This window comes from Granulosicoccus antarcticus IMCC3135 (assembly GCF_002215215.1).
GTDB lineage: Bacteria > Pseudomonadota > Gammaproteobacteria > Granulosicoccales > Granulosicoccaceae > Granulosicoccus > Granulosicoccus antarcticus.
On sequence record NZ_CP018632.1, the window covers coordinates 6,161,841 to 6,176,529 of the forward strand.

Here is a 14,689-nt window from a genome sequence, read left to right on the forward strand (position 1 = left end):
ACAGATCGCAAGCATGCGTCTCTGAGCAAAGGCTACGATCTCAATAAGTGCAGCTGTTGTCGCTCATGTAGTCATGTACTTCAATGTCACCAGACACGATGTCCGCAGACGCCTTGTCAACGGCAGCTTTCATGTCATCAGTGATGAGATCGGCATTATTTTCGTCCAACGCCCAGCCCACACCATCTTCGGCCAATCCCAGGTCCTTGATGCCAGCTTCCCAAGTGCCATTCTGTACTTCGTTGAATGCATTGAAGGCGGCCACATCCACGCGCTTGAGCATGGAGGTCAGCATGCTGCCCGGATGCAGGTAGTTCTGGTTGGAGTCGACTCCGATTGCCAGCTTGCCACCATCTTTGGCTGCCTGATAGACACCAATCCCCGTACCACCAGCAGCTGCATAGATAACATCAACACCCCGGTCGAACTGTCCCTTGGCCAGCTCGCTGCCACGACCCGGATCGTTCCAGGCAGAAGGCGTGGTGCCGGTCATGTTCTGAATGACACTGACTGATCCATCAGCGTGTTTCGCACCTTGCTCGTAACCACAGGCAAAACGACGAATCAGCGGAATGTCCATACCGCCGACAAAACCGACCATTTTGGATTCTGATGCTAACGCTGCCAGCAGGCCTACCAGAAACGAACCTTCCTGTTCCTTGAAGACAACTGACTGGACGTTAGGCAATTCAACCACACCGTCAATCAATGTGAATTTGGTATCCGGAAATTCTTTCGCAACTGTTTCCATCGGACCGGCCTGAGCGAAACCGACACCGACGATAGGGTTGGCGCCTCGCTGAGCCATGCGGCGCAAGGCCTGCTCACGCTGAGTTTCGTTGGTTACTTCAAACTCGCGATAGGAAATACCTGACTCTTCCTTGAATCGCTCTGCGCCCTCATAGACGCCCTGATTGAACGATTTATCAAATTTGCCGCCCATGTCGAACACGACCGCGGGCGATATGTCAGCTGCAGAAGCAGTTGTTGCAGCCAGCACCAGTCCGGCAATTACACCCAAGCGTGAGATTGTCATAGTGTCTTCCTCATAGAGTTGTTACCAGTTGAAGCCCGGTGGAACTGCGTTCCAGAACCCGCCACAACCGACTGAATCGAGTGTATCACGATAGTTTTTAGCACTAACAGCCCTGCGTTTGTACTGAGCAGCTGTTCCACCTGTTACTGACAATCAGGCCACCAGATATCAACGCAGTCACACTTACAGGTAACAAGCACGTGTTGCCGCCGTTCATCACGATCGCAAACTGCCGCAATTATTTACCAGCCGCCAGATCGGCCGCCAGCAACTGGGCTGCCAGCTCCGGAAAACTGTCCTTGTAATAGTAGGGAGAGGTCTGATCAGGACTCTGAGCGTTCTCTTCATTAACCCCATAGTCCAGCCCCTTCTCACTGAGGACCTTGTATTTCTTGATCACACCCGGACGCGTAGAGCTCTCTCGCGTAGCCTCTTCCAGTAATCCGATCTGCAACATCAGCTTGTTCGCCTTGACAGCAGACAGATCCACACCATGCTCCTTGAGCAGTTTGGTGAGCGATTCGACATCATTACCTTTCATACGTACTTTACATCCTCAATTGTGTCCAAAGAGCCCATCGCTCAGTTGCGCGGCTCCGTTGCTGTCGGTTGCGAGTCCAGCGCCGCATCCCTGAAACGTTCTGCCATGGCTTGAGCATCCAGTGGACTCAAGCCAACCAGTTCCAGTACATCTTCGCCGATCAGCAGAGCAGTTTCAAATGTCTCGCCATAAGTACGGTCAGCGCCATCGCGCAACAGCTGGTGTTCATCACTGATACCGATTGCCCGTGCCAGTACCGTCAGGTGCGGATATTCGCGCCGCACACGCTTGAGTAAATCAGAGGCTGCCTCTGGATCATCGAGCGCGATTACCAGGGCCGCCGCTCTGGCAGCACCCGCCGCATCCAGCAGATCCGGACGTGTCGCATCACCATAGAAGCCGACAAAGCCTGCGGCTCGCAAGGCGGTAAAGCGGTCCGGACTGTGATCAATGACAACGGCACGAAAGCCGTTTTCCTTGAGCATCATGGCAACCACACAACCGACACGACCGTAGCCTGCCACGATAACCTGCGAGTCTGCAATTTCACCGACCACCACGCCGGTATCGGATTGCTGGCGAGCTGGCAATGTGTCACGTCTGGCCGCGAAAAACAGCAAAATGGGCGTGGTGAGCATGGAAAGTGCCACGACCAGCACCAGCTGTGCAGCCAGTTTGTCCGGTATGGCCTTGTAGGTAATTGCCAGCGCTATGACGACAAACGCCAGCTCCCCACTCTGCGCCAGCACGGTCGCCAGCCAGATGCGTTGCTGACGAGGTACCTTCGAATAACGCAAAATATTGCGAACAATCCAGGCCTTGACGAAAACCAGCAAGGCAACCAGTGCAAAGGTTTCCAGCGGTTTGCGGATGAAGATTGCGAAGTCAATCTGCATGCCCGTAGAAATGAAGAACATACCGACCAGCAAGCCGGTAAAGGGGCGCATGGCAATACGGATGGCGGAACCGTATTCGGAGCGAATGAGCAGTAAACCACCCAACAGCGCCGCCAGCTCCAAAGGTAGATCAAGCGCCCGAACCACCAGCAACAGTCCGATAGTCAGTAGCAGGGCAAAGGCGGCAAAGACTTCATCCAGCCCGATGCTCACCACATAACGAAAAGCATGTCGCAGCATCAGATGCCCGAAAATGCCAAATCCACCCAGAAACAGCAAACCCATGATGACGCGTGGCCAGGGGCTGCCCTGGGTAATCGCCGCGCCAAAACCCAGCAGTGGCAGTAACACGAATACCGGCACAATGGCCATGGACTGGGTCAGCAATAACTGATAGCCAGCCTCGGTCAATGGCGAGCCGGTCGGATAGCGCTCATTGAAGCAATGACTGGCAACCGCTTCTGATGAAATTGCCAATGCCAGACCTGCAACCAGCGCATGGTGCCAGGGGTGCCCAATGAGCATGCCCACCAGCGTGATAACCAGCGCGGTCAGACAAAATTGCAGTGTTCCCAGCCAGATGGCCCCGTTCAACAGACGGTTAACCCGAGCAGGTGTTGCCTGTAACGCCACCAGAAACAACAGCAGAACTGTCGCGACACGTGAAAACAGGTCGATGTGCTGGACATCGCGAATCAGGGCCAGCCCCCAGGGGCCAATCAGAATACCTGCAAACAGATAGCCGAAAACAGGACCGAGCCCGAGCCGTTTGGCACTGGGCACTGCCAGCAAACCCGCCAGCAGATAAATGAAAATATTCAGCAGCAGGCTGTTGGTTTCACCCATCTGCCAACGCGCTCACAAGGACGAGGTACGCTTTCGCGAAAAGACCACTCTGCCTGGCACCATGGAGGCAAACACTATGCGCTCGCAGCCTCGTCCAATACCTTGATACCGGCCGAATGTTGTGCAACATAACTTCTGGGCAGGAACGAGCTGGAATCCGATTCGGCCATCTGTTGCTCAAAACGCGCTGGATAAGGCTGGCTCAACAGACTGCCCACATTGGTGTATTCGAAAATCTGATCGTAACGACAGACCTCACTCTGGCTGACGCGACGATACACATGCGTACGGTTAAGCTCACAAGGTGTACGCAGGCCGGCGGCGGCCACTATCTCGTTGACATGTTCGATAGTCTGGGCATGAAAGTTATGCACACGAGCCCGCTTATCAGAGACCACCAGGCCTTTGGCCAGCTTGGCATCCTGGGTTGCCACACCGGTGGGACAGTGATTGGTGTTACACACCAATGATTGAACGCACCCCAGCGACATCATGAAGCCACGAGCGCTGTAGCACATGTCGGCACCCACACTCAGGTTCTTCACGACATGGAAGGCTGTGAAAATCTTGCCCACAGCGATTACCCGCACATCCTTTTTCAAATCGAACCCGGACAGACAATCACAGACGAAGGCCAGCCCATCACGCAAAGGCATACCCACTGAGTTTGAAAATTCCAGCGGAGCGGCACCAGTGCCACCCTCACCACCATCAACGGTAATGAAGTCTGGCTTGATGCCGGTTTCCAGCATCGCCTTGCACAGCGCCACCACTTCACTTTCACGCCCGACACACAACTTGAAGCCGATGGGTTTGCCATTGCTCAGCGTGCGCAGTTTCGCAATGAAATGCATGAATTCGAGCGGTGTGGAGAACGCAGAATGAGCAGGTGGCGAGGCGACCATCGTACCTACCTCAACACCGCGTGCATCAGCGATTTCCTGGGTATTCTTGATCGCGGGCAGAATGCCGCCATGGCCCGGCTTGGCACCCTGTGACACTTTGATTTCAATCATCTTGACCTCTTTGCGGGCCGCGGTTGCTGCAAACTTGTCCGCATCAAAACCACCCTCATCCGATCGACAACCGAAATAGCCGGTACCCACTTGCCAGATGATGTCGCCGCCTTCAAGATGGTGGCGGGACAAGCCGCCCTCACCGGTGTTGTGCGCGAAACCTCCAAGAAAGGCACCGCCGTTCAGCGCACGAATTGCATTGGAGCTGAGTGCACCGAAACTCATGGCACTGATATTGAGCAGACTCGCCGAATAGGGCTGTGTGCAATCAGGGCCGCCAACCAGCACTCTCGGATCATTGTCCGTGCCGTGAATATCAATGGCTCCCATCGAGTGGGCAATCCACTCGTAGCCATTATTGTAGGTGTCGTACTTGGTACCAAATGGCACCGTGTCGCTCTGCCCTTTCGCTCTTTGATAGACCACCGAACGAAACATGCGCGGCACAGGCGCGCCATCGGTTTCTGACTCGAACAGATACTGACGAACAAAGGGTCGTAAACCTTCCATCAGCCACCGTCCCCGGCTGACCAGTGGAAAATTACGACGCAGTGAATGCTCGCTTTGCAGCATGTCGAACAATCCCACAACAATCAGGGGAACTGCCAATACAAGCAACCACAGTGCGGGCCTCCAGGCAATGCCCCAGAGCAGGATCAACAAGACACTGAGAATCGAAATAACGACAAACTTCGTGCGCATGCATTTTCCTGACTGCCAGAGGGGCGTTGAGCCGGACGCTATCGAGTCCAGCCTCTAAGGAAGATATCGAGCCACTGTGTAACGCTTTCATCATGCAGATGCGCATCGGCCATCATTCTGGCGCGCTGCTCATCACTGAGCTGTCCCGGAGACTTCAAACGATTACGTTCGTGCCAGATGGCCAGCACATCCGAATTGACTTCGGGATGAAACTGCACACCCAGCACATGGTCATTGAGCCGATACCCCTGGTTGGGAAAATCCTTCCCAGTGGCAATACGCTGCGTATCAGGCGGCAGATCAAAACCTTCTGAATGCCATTGCATGACCGTCAGCGGTTTGCTCAGAAATTCAGGATCCTCCGCTACCGGGTCTACCTGGTGAAAGCCGACCTCCTTGATATCATGCTCATGCGGACGAACCCGTGCACCGAGCACTCTGGCCAGGATCTGAGCGCCCAGACAAATACCAAAAAACGGGATGTCCTGCTTCAGGCACTCCTCAACAAAAACCAGCTCCCGCCGCACCCAATCGTAGTCGCTACAGTCGTTGGCACTGTTGGCGCCGCCAAAAACAATAACACCTGCATAATCATGCAGGTCGGGAAAGGACTCGCCGGTCACCGGATAACACCAATCGACGGTCTTGTCGTTGGCAATCATCCAGCGAGTACAGCGATCCACATTCCAGTTTGAGGAATGTTTGACAAACAGATAAGGCGCGGAACTACGAGTCATTCAAATCTATCGCACACGTATGAAAAATAAACCGGAGACTGCGGATTCACCGGAAGGATCTGTTGCCTCTATCCGCAAGTTCCTCACATTGGTGATCTCTTCAGGCTCACCGGAAATTACACCTGTGTCCTCATCAATTTCTACGCCATCCGGTAGATCGCTGCTACCGATAATCGCAAACGTCAACGTGTCGCCATCCTCATCGACAAAAGCAGGAGTGATCGGGATCATCGCATCACCCAGATCTACGGTACGGCTGATCACAGAGCCAGCGATGTATTCAGGCGCTGTATTTTCGACCTCAATCGGTGCAGGGTCGATCAGCAGAGTAATCAACGTTTCCACGCTGGCACCGCCATCACTGACAATCAACGTCAACACATGACTACCGACGTCGTCTTCATCAGGGATACCCGACAAAACGCCATCCACACTCAATGCCAATGTGCCGTCGTCAGGCAGTACAGAATCGTCTGAAAATTCAAAGCTCAGATCAGCCTCTTCAGGATCCACGAAATACAAACTCAGATTTTCTACAAAGGGCACCCCTTCGATGGCCTCCAGATCCGGAATGTCATCGATCAGCTCTGGTGCCTGATTGGCCGCAACAATACGAATTGTTGCCGTTGCGGTGGAAACATGCACGCCATCGCTGAGCTGGTATTCAAAGCTGTCGAACTGGTCGGTGACAATACCTGTCAGGCTGGATTCATAGACAAAGGAGCCATCGTCTCCCAGCTCGAACTCGGCCGCTTTGGTGGGCGCCTCTTCCAGCTCCGGTAAAATTTCAAGCGGAAAATTGCTGACATCCACATCATCACTGTCATTGCTCAGCAAATTGAGCTCATCTGCGGCAAAAACCGTGCGTTCACCTTCCAGCACCACAAAAGTATCGTTTTCCGCTACGGGTGCCTCATTGATCGCAATCAGACAGAAATCATAATCGCTGGTACTGCTTTGTGCTGACTCAGTCACAGTCAGCTTATACGTCAAACCCACGGATGCCTGGAGCTGCGGTACCGGCAGTTCGAACTCGCCCCCCTCACTACCGTTGCCATCTGACGACTCCTCACCGGCCTGATCGACCGGCTCGAAAGCCAAAGTACACTGTGTCGGATCTGTACAGGCCTCAGCCAGAGAATCCGCCGCCAGCTCGATATTGAATCCCTCAATCTCGGCGCAACTGGCAAGTTTGCCCTGCTCCAACGGCTCCTCGCTCCAGCTGTACGTCTTGTCAGTCTGGGAGCTGAAATCCCGATTTACCGTAAAACCGTGGGTTACCTGCTCTTGCAGAGACGAAGGACCATCTATTCGCAAATCACCCAGGTAAACATTAGTGACCGCAACAGTCTCGCTCTGTGACCCGGTTGAATCCACCCAGCCACAAGCACTTAACAGCAAGCATGACGAGGCAGTACTCAGGTATAGCGCAACTCGTTTTTTCACGGCAACCCTCATCTCTTGTGGTGTTTGATGATCGTCTGCAGAAAATGCTCACGTACCCGATCCGACTCGACAGCCATGCACACGGAGGTTGCTGGTCGATCTTGCCAATGGGGCACAGCATAAGCATAGCCCTTCCTGTCCAAAGCAAGCTGCCCAATTGCCATACCGTCAGGAATAACTCGTGCGCCGCCACGTACAACAGTAAAAGCATCAGGAATCAGCACATAGGCCACGGCAGCAGCATCGTGCATGGCGCACTGTGGCTCTTCGGCATCCTTGGCAGCACCACTTTGAGTGTAGAAATCCACATAGAAGCGGCTGCTGTTCCAGATCAGAGAACCGGTCTCACCCGCCTGCTCGTCAAGTTGCTTCAAGTGACTGTCGGTCAGCATGATGCGATGGGTAACATCGAGTCCGACTATCGTGGTGGGCCAGTCAGCGGCCAGCAAGGCATCAGCCGCGTGTGGATCATTCAGAAAATTGGCTTCACTGACCGGCGATACGTTACCAGGCTCATCCACCGTGCCGCCCATGATGACAAGACCCGCCACCAGACTCGGCAGTGCCGGTTCGCGGCGATAGGCTTCAGCCACATTGGTCAAAGGCCCGATGGCCACCAGGGTTACTTCCCCAGGAAACTGTCGCGCGCACTGGATGATGAAATCGGCAGCATCGACCGGTTCGATCGTTGCGTGGCGAGCATCGGCGCGCAAAGTTGCCGCTGTCGCTGCCGCCTTGCCCGGCTCACTGCCCGGGTACACATTGCCCAGACCATCGGCACCGTGAACGAAATCCGCATGAGGTAACGGTGACTGGACGCTGGGAATGGATGCCCCACGAGCAACCGCAACGGTTTCCGCCCCAAGCACGTCCAGAACATACTGACCATTACGGGTGGAATAATCGATATTGATATTACCAAAAACCGTTGTAAGGCCCAGTAGCTCGATATCCGGGTGCGCCAGCGCATAGGCAATGGCCATGGTGTCGTCCACACCGGGATCAGTATCAATAATAATCTTGTGCATAGCGATTCTATGAATTGTCCTGAGATCTGTCTACAACAGAGATGGTCGGAATGCTGGGCGTTGCGCCGGCTACGGTCACTGACAATGCAGCAGCCCGACACGCCCTTTGCAAGGCACTTGGCTCATCCAGCCCTTGAATGAGGCCCGCCAGGAAGTATCCCACAAAGGTATCCCCCGCCCCGGTAGTATCAACTACCTTGACAGGCAATGCCGCCTCACGGACCTGATTACCCGCATGTTGTAACAGGGCACCCTTTGAACCCAGTGTCAATACCAACCGTGTTTCAGGGTAACGCTCAGCCAGCACAGCCAGCGCCTCGTCGGCGTCTTGTGTTTCTGCCAGATCAAGCGCTTCGGTTTCATTAACAATCAGAACCGAGCAACGTTCCAGAGGTAGTTGACGAACGTTATCGGACATGGGGGCGGGGTTGAAAGCAATAGCCAGCCCTCGTTTCTGCGCAATATCAAAGGCAACCTCGATATCATTGCATTCGTTCTGCATGAGCAACCAGTCGCCGCGCTCAGCGCCTGCCAACTGTTTTTCCAGCACTTCGCGATTGAAGCTCTGATTTGCACCGCCGTGCAGAATAATGGAATTCTCACCATGGTCATCCACCTGGATAATGGCATGACCGCTGGGCCCTTCAATCTGCTCCACCGCCTCCATTCCCACGCCAGCCGCGGCCATCTGCTCTGTGGCCCACTGATCGCTGACACCAATACGTCCTATATGGTGCACTTCCACGCCGGCACGCGCCAGTGCAACGGACTGATTGGCACCCTTGCCACCCAACACCGTTTCCAGGGTTCGGCTGGCCAGCGTCTCGCCCGGTTGCACCAGGTGAGGAACCCGGTACACCATGTCTACATTGATAGAGCCGAAATTGAAAACTTTCATGGTTCGAGACATTTGCGCGGCCAAAAGACACAGATAAGTGTAACGCGGTATTCTAAAGTCTAACCACTTATCACAGAAGATTCAGACTCGTGAATTATCCTGACAAAGTCTGCCTGGTCGAAGTCGGACCACGCGACGGCTTGCAAAACGAAGCGACGGCATTGACGGCGTCCCAGAAAAGCACACTCGTCGATAAACTATCAGCCTGCGGCTTGCCTGTGATCGAAACCGGCTCCTTCGTATCCCCACGCTGGGTGCCGCAAATGGCTGATTCGTCGGCTGTTTTCGAGAAAATAAAGCGCCGCCCGGGTGTTCGCTATACGGCCCTGACACCCAATGAGCGAGGCCTGGATGCGGCAATTGATGCCAATGTCAGCGAAATCGCGATTTTTGCCGCGGTCACTGAAAGCTTCTCGCGCAAGAACCTGAATGCCAGCATTCAGGAAACACTTCAGCGGTTCGAGCCTGTGCTTGCCCGCGCCGCCGCCAGAGACCTGCCAGTGCGCGGTTACCTGTCTTGCGTTCTGGGCTGCCCCTATGAGGGAGAAGTGGAGCCTCAGGTAGTCAGTCAGCTGACTCGCCAGCTACTCGACAGTGGCTGTCATGAAGTCTCGCTGGGCGATACCATCGGCACGGGTACCGCTGGCAGCATGAGCCGCTTACTGGACACCCTGCTCACAGACAACATCCCCGTCGAACAGCTGGCCATGCATTGTCATGATACCTATGGCCAGGCATTGGCCAATATCGTGATAGCGCTGCAATACGGCATAGCCACCATCGATACATCAGTGGCAGGTCTCGGCGGCTGCCCGTATGCAGTCGGTGCGACTGGCAATGTGGCCACCGAAGATGTGGTTTATCTGCTGAACGGCCTGGGCATCGAACATGGAGTCGACATGCCCTTATTGCTCGAAGCCAGTCGCTATATCAGTGAGCAGCTACAGCGCGATACTCAATCTCGTGCAGCCAAGGCTCTGCTGACAGCGCAGAGCACGAGCGCGGCTTGAGACCCGCTGCCTCAGAGTCTTGATTCGGGCGGCGGTATCGAATAGGTACCCGTAACATGGGCGACCGGGTCGTCCGCCCCCAATTCTTCGCTGAACAGCGTGACCTCCCCCACCGCCAGGCGCTTGCCCAGTTTCAGCATGCGAGCATCTGCAACAAGGTCTGCGGGCATTGGCTTGCGCAAAAAATTGATGGAAAGACTGGTAGTGACAGCCAGCTCCACCGCGCCGATGCGTGACAGCACCAGCGCATACAGCGCCGCATCTGCCAGGCCCATCATCACAGGTCCGGCGATCGTGCCACCGGGACGCAGGAAGCGATCGTTGTATACAGCACGCAGCCGTACATGGTCGTCGGCAAAATAATCAACGTTGATGCCCATGGTTTCGGCAAACGGCAGACGCTCGGCCAGGATCAAGCGGAAAGACTCCACATCCAGCTGCAACGCTGGCGCTGATGCCTGCCTGGCCATCGACGGTTTCCCAGATTCTTCAGGGGGTTTGCTGCTCACGGCAAGTTTTCCGATTTCGTGGGTCGACCCAACCGGTGATACCCTAGCATTAAACCTCATTGATGGCATAACACGCTGTGTTCCGACGGCACTGTGCCCATACTCACGCCCTAGAGGCTCAAAGTCATGAATCAGGCAAATCCCTCCTCAGAGTCTCCCTTGCTTCTGGAACAACTGGACTCTCAAGGTATTCTGACGCTGACACTCAACCGCCCGAAGCAATTCAATGCCTTGAGCGAAGCCATGCTCGATGCGCTGCAAAGTGCTCTGCACAACGTCGATGAGCGAGTCCGCGTCATTGTCATCGCAGCCTCTGGCAAGGCGTTCTGCGCCGGTCACGATCTACGCGAAATGCGCTCGCATGTGGATGAGGCCCAAGGTGGTGAGCGGTGGCAACGCGAGTTGTTCGACAAATGTTGCCGTTTCATGCAAACCCTGACAGAACTGCCGCAGCCTGTGATTGCCCGGGTGCAGGGCCTGGCAACCGCAGCCGGTTGTCAGCTGGTGGCCAACTGTGATCTGGCGGTCGCAGCCGATCATTGCCAGTTTGGCGTTTCAGGAGTCAATCTGGGTCTGTTCTGCAGTACCCCATCAGTAGCCTTGTCCAGAAATCTGTCCCGCAAGCGAGCTTTTCAGATGCTGGTCACCGGAGAATTCATCAATGCCGAAACTGCTCTGGACTGGGGGCTGATCAATCGTCATGTGCCCGATGAGCAGCTCGATGCGGCCATATCCGTTCTTTGTGAACAGATCTGCAAAAAATCGCAAGTTGCCATCGCCACCGGCAAGACACTCTTTTATAAACAGCTTGAAAGTCCGCTTGCCGAGGCCTACGCCCTGGCCAGCGAAGCCATGGCCTGCAACATGATGTCAGAAGATGCCAGCGAGGGAATCGATGCATTTTTCGACAAGCGGGAACCACAATGGAAGCACCGCTGATGGAGTTTCACTAAAGCCCAGACGCTTTTTTCAGCCCTGTCTGCGTGTAGTCCAGCAACCAGCGCTCAAACTCTTCGGCCGGCATTGGACGGCCGATCAGAAAACCCTGAGCCTCGTTACAATCAAATCCGTGCAGTATGTCGTACTGCTGCTGCGTCTCGACTCCTTCAGCCACGACACTCAGATTCAGATTGTGACTGAGCGTGATGATGGCCGACACGATAGCCACGTCGCCCGAGTCGATGCCCAGATCCTTGACAAAGGAGCTGTCAATCTTGAGCTTGTCTACCGGCAGACGCTTCAGATAACTGAGTGAGGAAAAACCGGTACCAAAATCATCGATAGCGACCTGGATTCCCAGCGCCTTCATATCACGAAGAATCCGGATACCCAGCTCGGGGTCCTGCAATAGCAGGCTTTCTGTCAGTTCAATTTCCAACAGTCTGGAATCCAGCCCGCTGTAGGCAATCGCCTCGTTGATATCGGCAATCATGTCACTGCGGGTGAATTGAACCGACGAACAGTTGACAGCCATGACCAGGGGCGAGACTCCGCCATCGATCCACGCCTGCATTTGCAGGGATGCTTCACGCAGCACCCAACGACCCAGAGGCAGAATCAGCCCCGTCTCTTCAGCCAACGGTATGAAGTCAGCAGGATTGACTGCTCCATGCTCACCTCGATCCCAACGCACCAGTGCCTCTACGCCACTGACACTACCGTCACACAAGTTGACCTTGGGCTGATAGACCAGGGTAAGTAAATTGTTTTCGATGGCATCCTTGAGTTCATTTTCAAGTGAAAACCGGGCAATAGCCTGCTCGTGAATCTCCCGCGAATAGAATTGATAGCCATTGCGACCTGATTCCTTTGCATGGTACATGGCCACATCTGCACTTTTCATCAGATTTTCAGCGTTGTTTCCATCGGCCGGATAAACGCTGATACCAATGGTGGTGGTCAATGAGACCATCTGATCACCGAGCTGATAGGGCACTCTGATCGATTGAGCAATCCGTTCCGCTACCCGCGCCGCATCTTCGGCCCGATTGACCTGACCGAGCAACACAACGAACTCATCTCCCCCCAGGCGTGCCACCGTGTGTTGGGAGTCACTCTCATCCGTGATGAACTCACTTTCTGTACTAACCGTATCCGAGTCTCGTACAACCTGCGTCAATCTGGCAGACACCTGTTGCAACAGGTCATCACCGGCATCATGACCCAGCGAATCGTTTACCTGTTTGAAGTGATCAAGATCGAGAAACAACAAGGCAAACTTGTTGTCACTACGTTTGGCAAGTTTCAGTGTATAACGCAGCTGCTCATTCAACTGGGCCCGATTGGGCAAGCCTGTCACCAGATCAAAATAGGCCAGATTGTGAATCTGCTTCTGGGCATCAGTGCGTTCGGTAATATCCTGAATCGTACCCATCATATGGGTGCAAGGATCTCCTTCGACACCGTGAGGCTCTGCTTCCAGGCGAATACGCCGCATGGACTCATCATGGTTACCTGGCACAGAAAATTCGATGTTGAACGATTGTGATTCTTCAACAGCCTGCTCTGCCAGCATACGAACCGTAGGCCGATCGGCATCGACTATTTTCTCCAGAAAATCATCCCACACTTGCATTGTCTGATTTTCCTGCAAATGGAGAACCCGCCCAAATTCGCGAGACCATGACAAGTCTCCTGTGCACACACACCATTCCCAATTACCCAGCCTTGCAATTCGCTGGGCGTTATCAAGTTTGAACTGACTGGCTCGTAACTCATCAGCAGTCAGCTTGGAACGCAACATGTATTGCACACGATGAGGCAGAATGAAAAAATTGATGGGCTTGGTCAGAAAGTCAGTTGCACCTTCATCATAGGCGCGGGTGATGGAGTCCAGATCATCCAGCCCGGTGATCATCAGAATAGGCACATGCATGCCCAGAGGCAGTTTGCGGATACCATTGATGGCCGCAAAGCCATCCATTACCGGCATCACAGCATCCATGATGACAAGATCCGGTTCGAATTCACGGAATTTGTCAATCGCTTCGATGCCGTCTGCTGCGTGCAGCACATCGAAACCTGCATCTTCCAACGCACCTTCGGCCATCATCAAGCTGGCAATATCATCATCCACATGCAGCACGATGGGGCGTACACGTTGTACGAGTGGCATCACCATTTGCAATGATTGTGGCGACGAAGCACTCATCAAACAAACGCGCTCACATGGTTATCCAGCTCTTCGATACTGGCCTCGTACAATGCATCGACACCACCTCCCAACACTCTGCAGGCAGACAGGTCATTCTCATGTGCTGCATTTTCAATGTCCTGAAAACGCTCACTGAGTAATCTGGCCCCCAAATAGGCGCTGCTCGATTTCATGCAATGGGCCGCGGCACCCACCGCTTGCAGGTCGGCAGAGTCCAGCCCCAGCTGAAGTGCTGAGATCGATTCAGGTGATTCGGATTTGAACAGTTCCACTATTCGAGTTAACAAGTCAGGTTTACCGGGACGCTGCAACGAGGAAATCGCCTGGAGCGCATGCGGATCAATATGGATCGTCATCTCAGTGCCCTCGCGGACTTCTATGTCCGTGCCAGGAACCGAGACCTTTGCTATTGATTAACGACTGATCCCGTCCGAACTGAGCATATTGGAGCTTTAACTCCGATTTTAATGATTCAAGTCTCACATACGAGGCATCCAGGCCGGATGGCGATACCAAAGCAGCTGACTCGGGAACCGCGGCTTGCGATTCCCAGTCCAGCATCGTGACACCGAAACGTCCTTGCCTGGGAGCTTGCAGCCTGGTCAGCCGCTGTGACTCTGACACAATCGACACATCAGCGAATGACTCTGATACCCAGAAAACGAGCATGCTGCACATGATCAACGCCAGAAATGCCGCAAACCATTGAGCGGTAGGTAAAACGATATAACCCCACATCAGCAGCAGGTACATACCTGCTGCCATGGTGAAGCGTATGGCTTGCGAATTTTTTGACATCCCGGATCTCAAACCTATCTCATGCACACCATATCGACGCAGGTGCAAACAACTTGACAAGGGAGTTAGCGG

At 54.2% G+C, this 14,689-nt stretch carries 14 protein-coding genes; 2 read left to right on the forward strand and 12 right to left on the reverse strand.

Annotation, left to right across the window (positions count from 1 at the left end):
* Positions 1 to 40: 40 nt before the first annotated feature.
* From IMCC3135_RS26670 to IMCC3135_RS26705, 8 genes are all read right to left on the reverse strand, one after another.
* On the reverse strand, positions 41 to 1,036 hold the full coding sequence (locus IMCC3135_RS26670; protein ID WP_088920362.1) for a BMP family lipoprotein: 996 nt from the start codon (positions 1,034 to 1,036) through the stop codon (positions 41 to 43).
* A 238-nt stretch (positions 1,037 to 1,274) separates the two neighbouring features.
* Positions 1,275 to 1,577, reverse strand: coding sequence for a hypothetical protein (locus IMCC3135_RS26675; RefSeq protein ID WP_088920363.1), 303 nt, complete (start codon positions 1,575 to 1,577; stop codon positions 1,275 to 1,277).
* A 41-nt stretch (positions 1,578 to 1,618) separates the two neighbouring features.
* The gene (locus IMCC3135_RS26680; protein WP_088920364.1) at positions 1,619 to 3,319 is read right to left on the reverse strand and encodes a cation:proton antiporter domain-containing protein; all 1,701 of its coding nucleotides are present in this window, start codon (positions 3,317 to 3,319) and stop codon (positions 1,619 to 1,621) included.
* A 74-nt stretch (positions 3,320 to 3,393) separates the two neighbouring features.
* Positions 3,394 to 5,037: an FMN-binding glutamate synthase family protein gene (locus IMCC3135_RS26685; protein WP_088920365.1), complete on the reverse strand. Its 1,644-nt coding sequence runs from the start codon at positions 5,035 to 5,037 to the stop codon at positions 3,394 to 3,396.
* 38 nt (positions 5,038 to 5,075) lie between these two features.
* Complete coding sequence (locus IMCC3135_RS26690; protein WP_088920366.1) at positions 5,076 to 5,774, reverse strand: type 1 glutamine amidotransferase; 699 nt, start codon at positions 5,772 to 5,774, stop codon at positions 5,076 to 5,078.
* 6 nt (positions 5,775 to 5,780) lie between these two features.
* A complete protein-coding gene (locus IMCC3135_RS26695; protein ID WP_157736288.1) occupies positions 5,781 to 7,220 on the reverse strand; it encodes an Ig-like domain-containing protein in 1,440 nt (479 codons plus the stop codon).
* A gap of 8 nt (positions 7,221 to 7,228) precedes the next feature.
* A complete protein-coding gene (locus IMCC3135_RS26700) occupies positions 7,229 to 8,248 on the reverse strand; it encodes a nucleoside hydrolase (RefSeq protein WP_088920368.1) in 1,020 nt (339 codons plus the stop codon).
* Positions 8,249 to 8,255: 7 nt separating this feature from the next.
* Entirely contained in the window at positions 8,256 to 9,146 is an 891-nt protein-coding gene (locus IMCC3135_RS26705; RefSeq protein WP_088920369.1) for a ribokinase, read from the reverse strand.
* Between the two features lie 89 nt (positions 9,147 to 9,235).
* On the opposite strand from IMCC3135_RS26705, the gene IMCC3135_RS26710 reads away from it, so the two are divergent.
* Complete coding sequence (locus IMCC3135_RS26710; protein ID WP_088920370.1) at positions 9,236 to 10,156, forward strand: hydroxymethylglutaryl-CoA lyase; 921 nt, start codon at positions 9,236 to 9,238, stop codon at positions 10,154 to 10,156.
* 11 nt (positions 10,157 to 10,167) lie between these two features.
* On the opposite strand, the gene IMCC3135_RS26715 is transcribed toward IMCC3135_RS26710, so the two are convergent.
* Positions 10,168 to 10,665, reverse strand: coding sequence for a PaaI family thioesterase (locus tag IMCC3135_RS26715; protein ID WP_236994667.1), 498 nt, complete (start codon positions 10,663 to 10,665; stop codon positions 10,168 to 10,170).
* 126 nt (positions 10,666 to 10,791) lie between these two features.
* Here IMCC3135_RS26715 and IMCC3135_RS26720 point away from each other — a divergent pair, with 126 nt between their 5' ends.
* Complete coding sequence (locus IMCC3135_RS26720) at positions 10,792 to 11,604, forward strand: enoyl-CoA hydratase (protein ID WP_088920371.1); 813 nt, start codon at positions 10,792 to 10,794, stop codon at positions 11,602 to 11,604.
* Positions 11,605 to 11,614: 10 nt separating this feature from the next.
* Here IMCC3135_RS26720 and IMCC3135_RS26725 read toward each other — a convergent pair whose 3' ends face one another.
* From IMCC3135_RS26725 to IMCC3135_RS26735, 3 genes are read right to left on the reverse strand one after another with little or no spacing between them, the layout of a single operon-like run.
* On the reverse strand, positions 11,615 to 13,780 hold the full coding sequence (locus IMCC3135_RS26725; protein ID WP_169727532.1) for a putative bifunctional diguanylate cyclase/phosphodiesterase: 2,166 nt from the start codon (positions 13,778 to 13,780) through the stop codon (positions 11,615 to 11,617).
* Positions 13,781 to 13,815: 35 nt separating this feature from the next.
* Entirely contained in the window at positions 13,816 to 14,175 is a 360-nt protein-coding gene (locus IMCC3135_RS26730) for an Hpt domain-containing protein (RefSeq protein WP_088920373.1), read from the reverse strand.
* Position 14,176: 1 nt separating this feature from the next.
* Positions 14,177 to 14,617 (reverse strand): hypothetical protein, encoded by a 441-nt coding sequence (locus IMCC3135_RS26735; protein WP_088920374.1) that lies wholly within the window; start codon positions 14,615 to 14,617, stop codon positions 14,177 to 14,179.
* Positions 14,618 to 14,689 lie beyond the last annotated feature (72 nt).

Excerpts from the sequence above, each read along its gene's own strand:
- IMCC3135_RS26725 (WP_169727532.1), bottom strand. The coding sequence starts at position 13,780 with ATGCCACTCGTACAACGTGTACGCCCCATCGTGCTGCATGTGGATGAT.
- IMCC3135_RS26705 (WP_088920369.1), bottom strand. The coding sequence starts at position 9,146 with ATGAAAGTTTTCAATTTCGGCTCTATCAATGTAGACATGGTGTACCGG.
- IMCC3135_RS26720 (WP_088920371.1), top strand. The coding sequence starts at position 10,792 with ATGAATCAGGCAAATCCCTCCTCAGAGTCTCCCTTGCTTCTGGAACAA.
- IMCC3135_RS26700 (WP_088920368.1), bottom strand. The coding sequence starts at position 8,248 with ATGCACAAGATTATTATTGATACTGATCCCGGTGTGGACGACACCATG.
- IMCC3135_RS26680 (WP_088920364.1), bottom strand. The coding sequence starts at position 3,319 with ATGGGTGAAACCAACAGCCTGCTGCTGAATATTTTCATTTATCTGCTG.
- IMCC3135_RS26690 (WP_088920366.1), bottom strand. The coding sequence starts at position 5,774 with ATGACTCGTAGTTCCGCGCCTTATCTGTTTGTCAAACATTCCTCAAAC.
- IMCC3135_RS26735 (WP_088920374.1), bottom strand. The coding sequence starts at position 14,617 with ATGTCAAAAAATTCGCAAGCCATACGCTTCACCATGGCAGCAGGTATG.
- IMCC3135_RS26670 (WP_088920362.1), bottom strand. The coding sequence starts at position 1,036 with ATGACAATCTCACGCTTGGGTGTAATTGCCGGACTGGTGCTGGCTGCA.
- IMCC3135_RS26730 (WP_088920373.1), bottom strand. The coding sequence starts at position 14,175 with ATGACGATCCATATTGATCCGCATGCGCTCCAGGCGATTTCCTCGTTG.
- IMCC3135_RS26685 (WP_088920365.1), bottom strand. The coding sequence starts at position 5,037 with ATGCGCACGAAGTTTGTCGTTATTTCGATTCTCAGTGTCTTGTTGATC.
- IMCC3135_RS26675 (WP_088920363.1), bottom strand. The coding sequence starts at position 1,577 with ATGAAAGGTAATGATGTCGAATCGCTCACCAAACTGCTCAAGGAGCAT.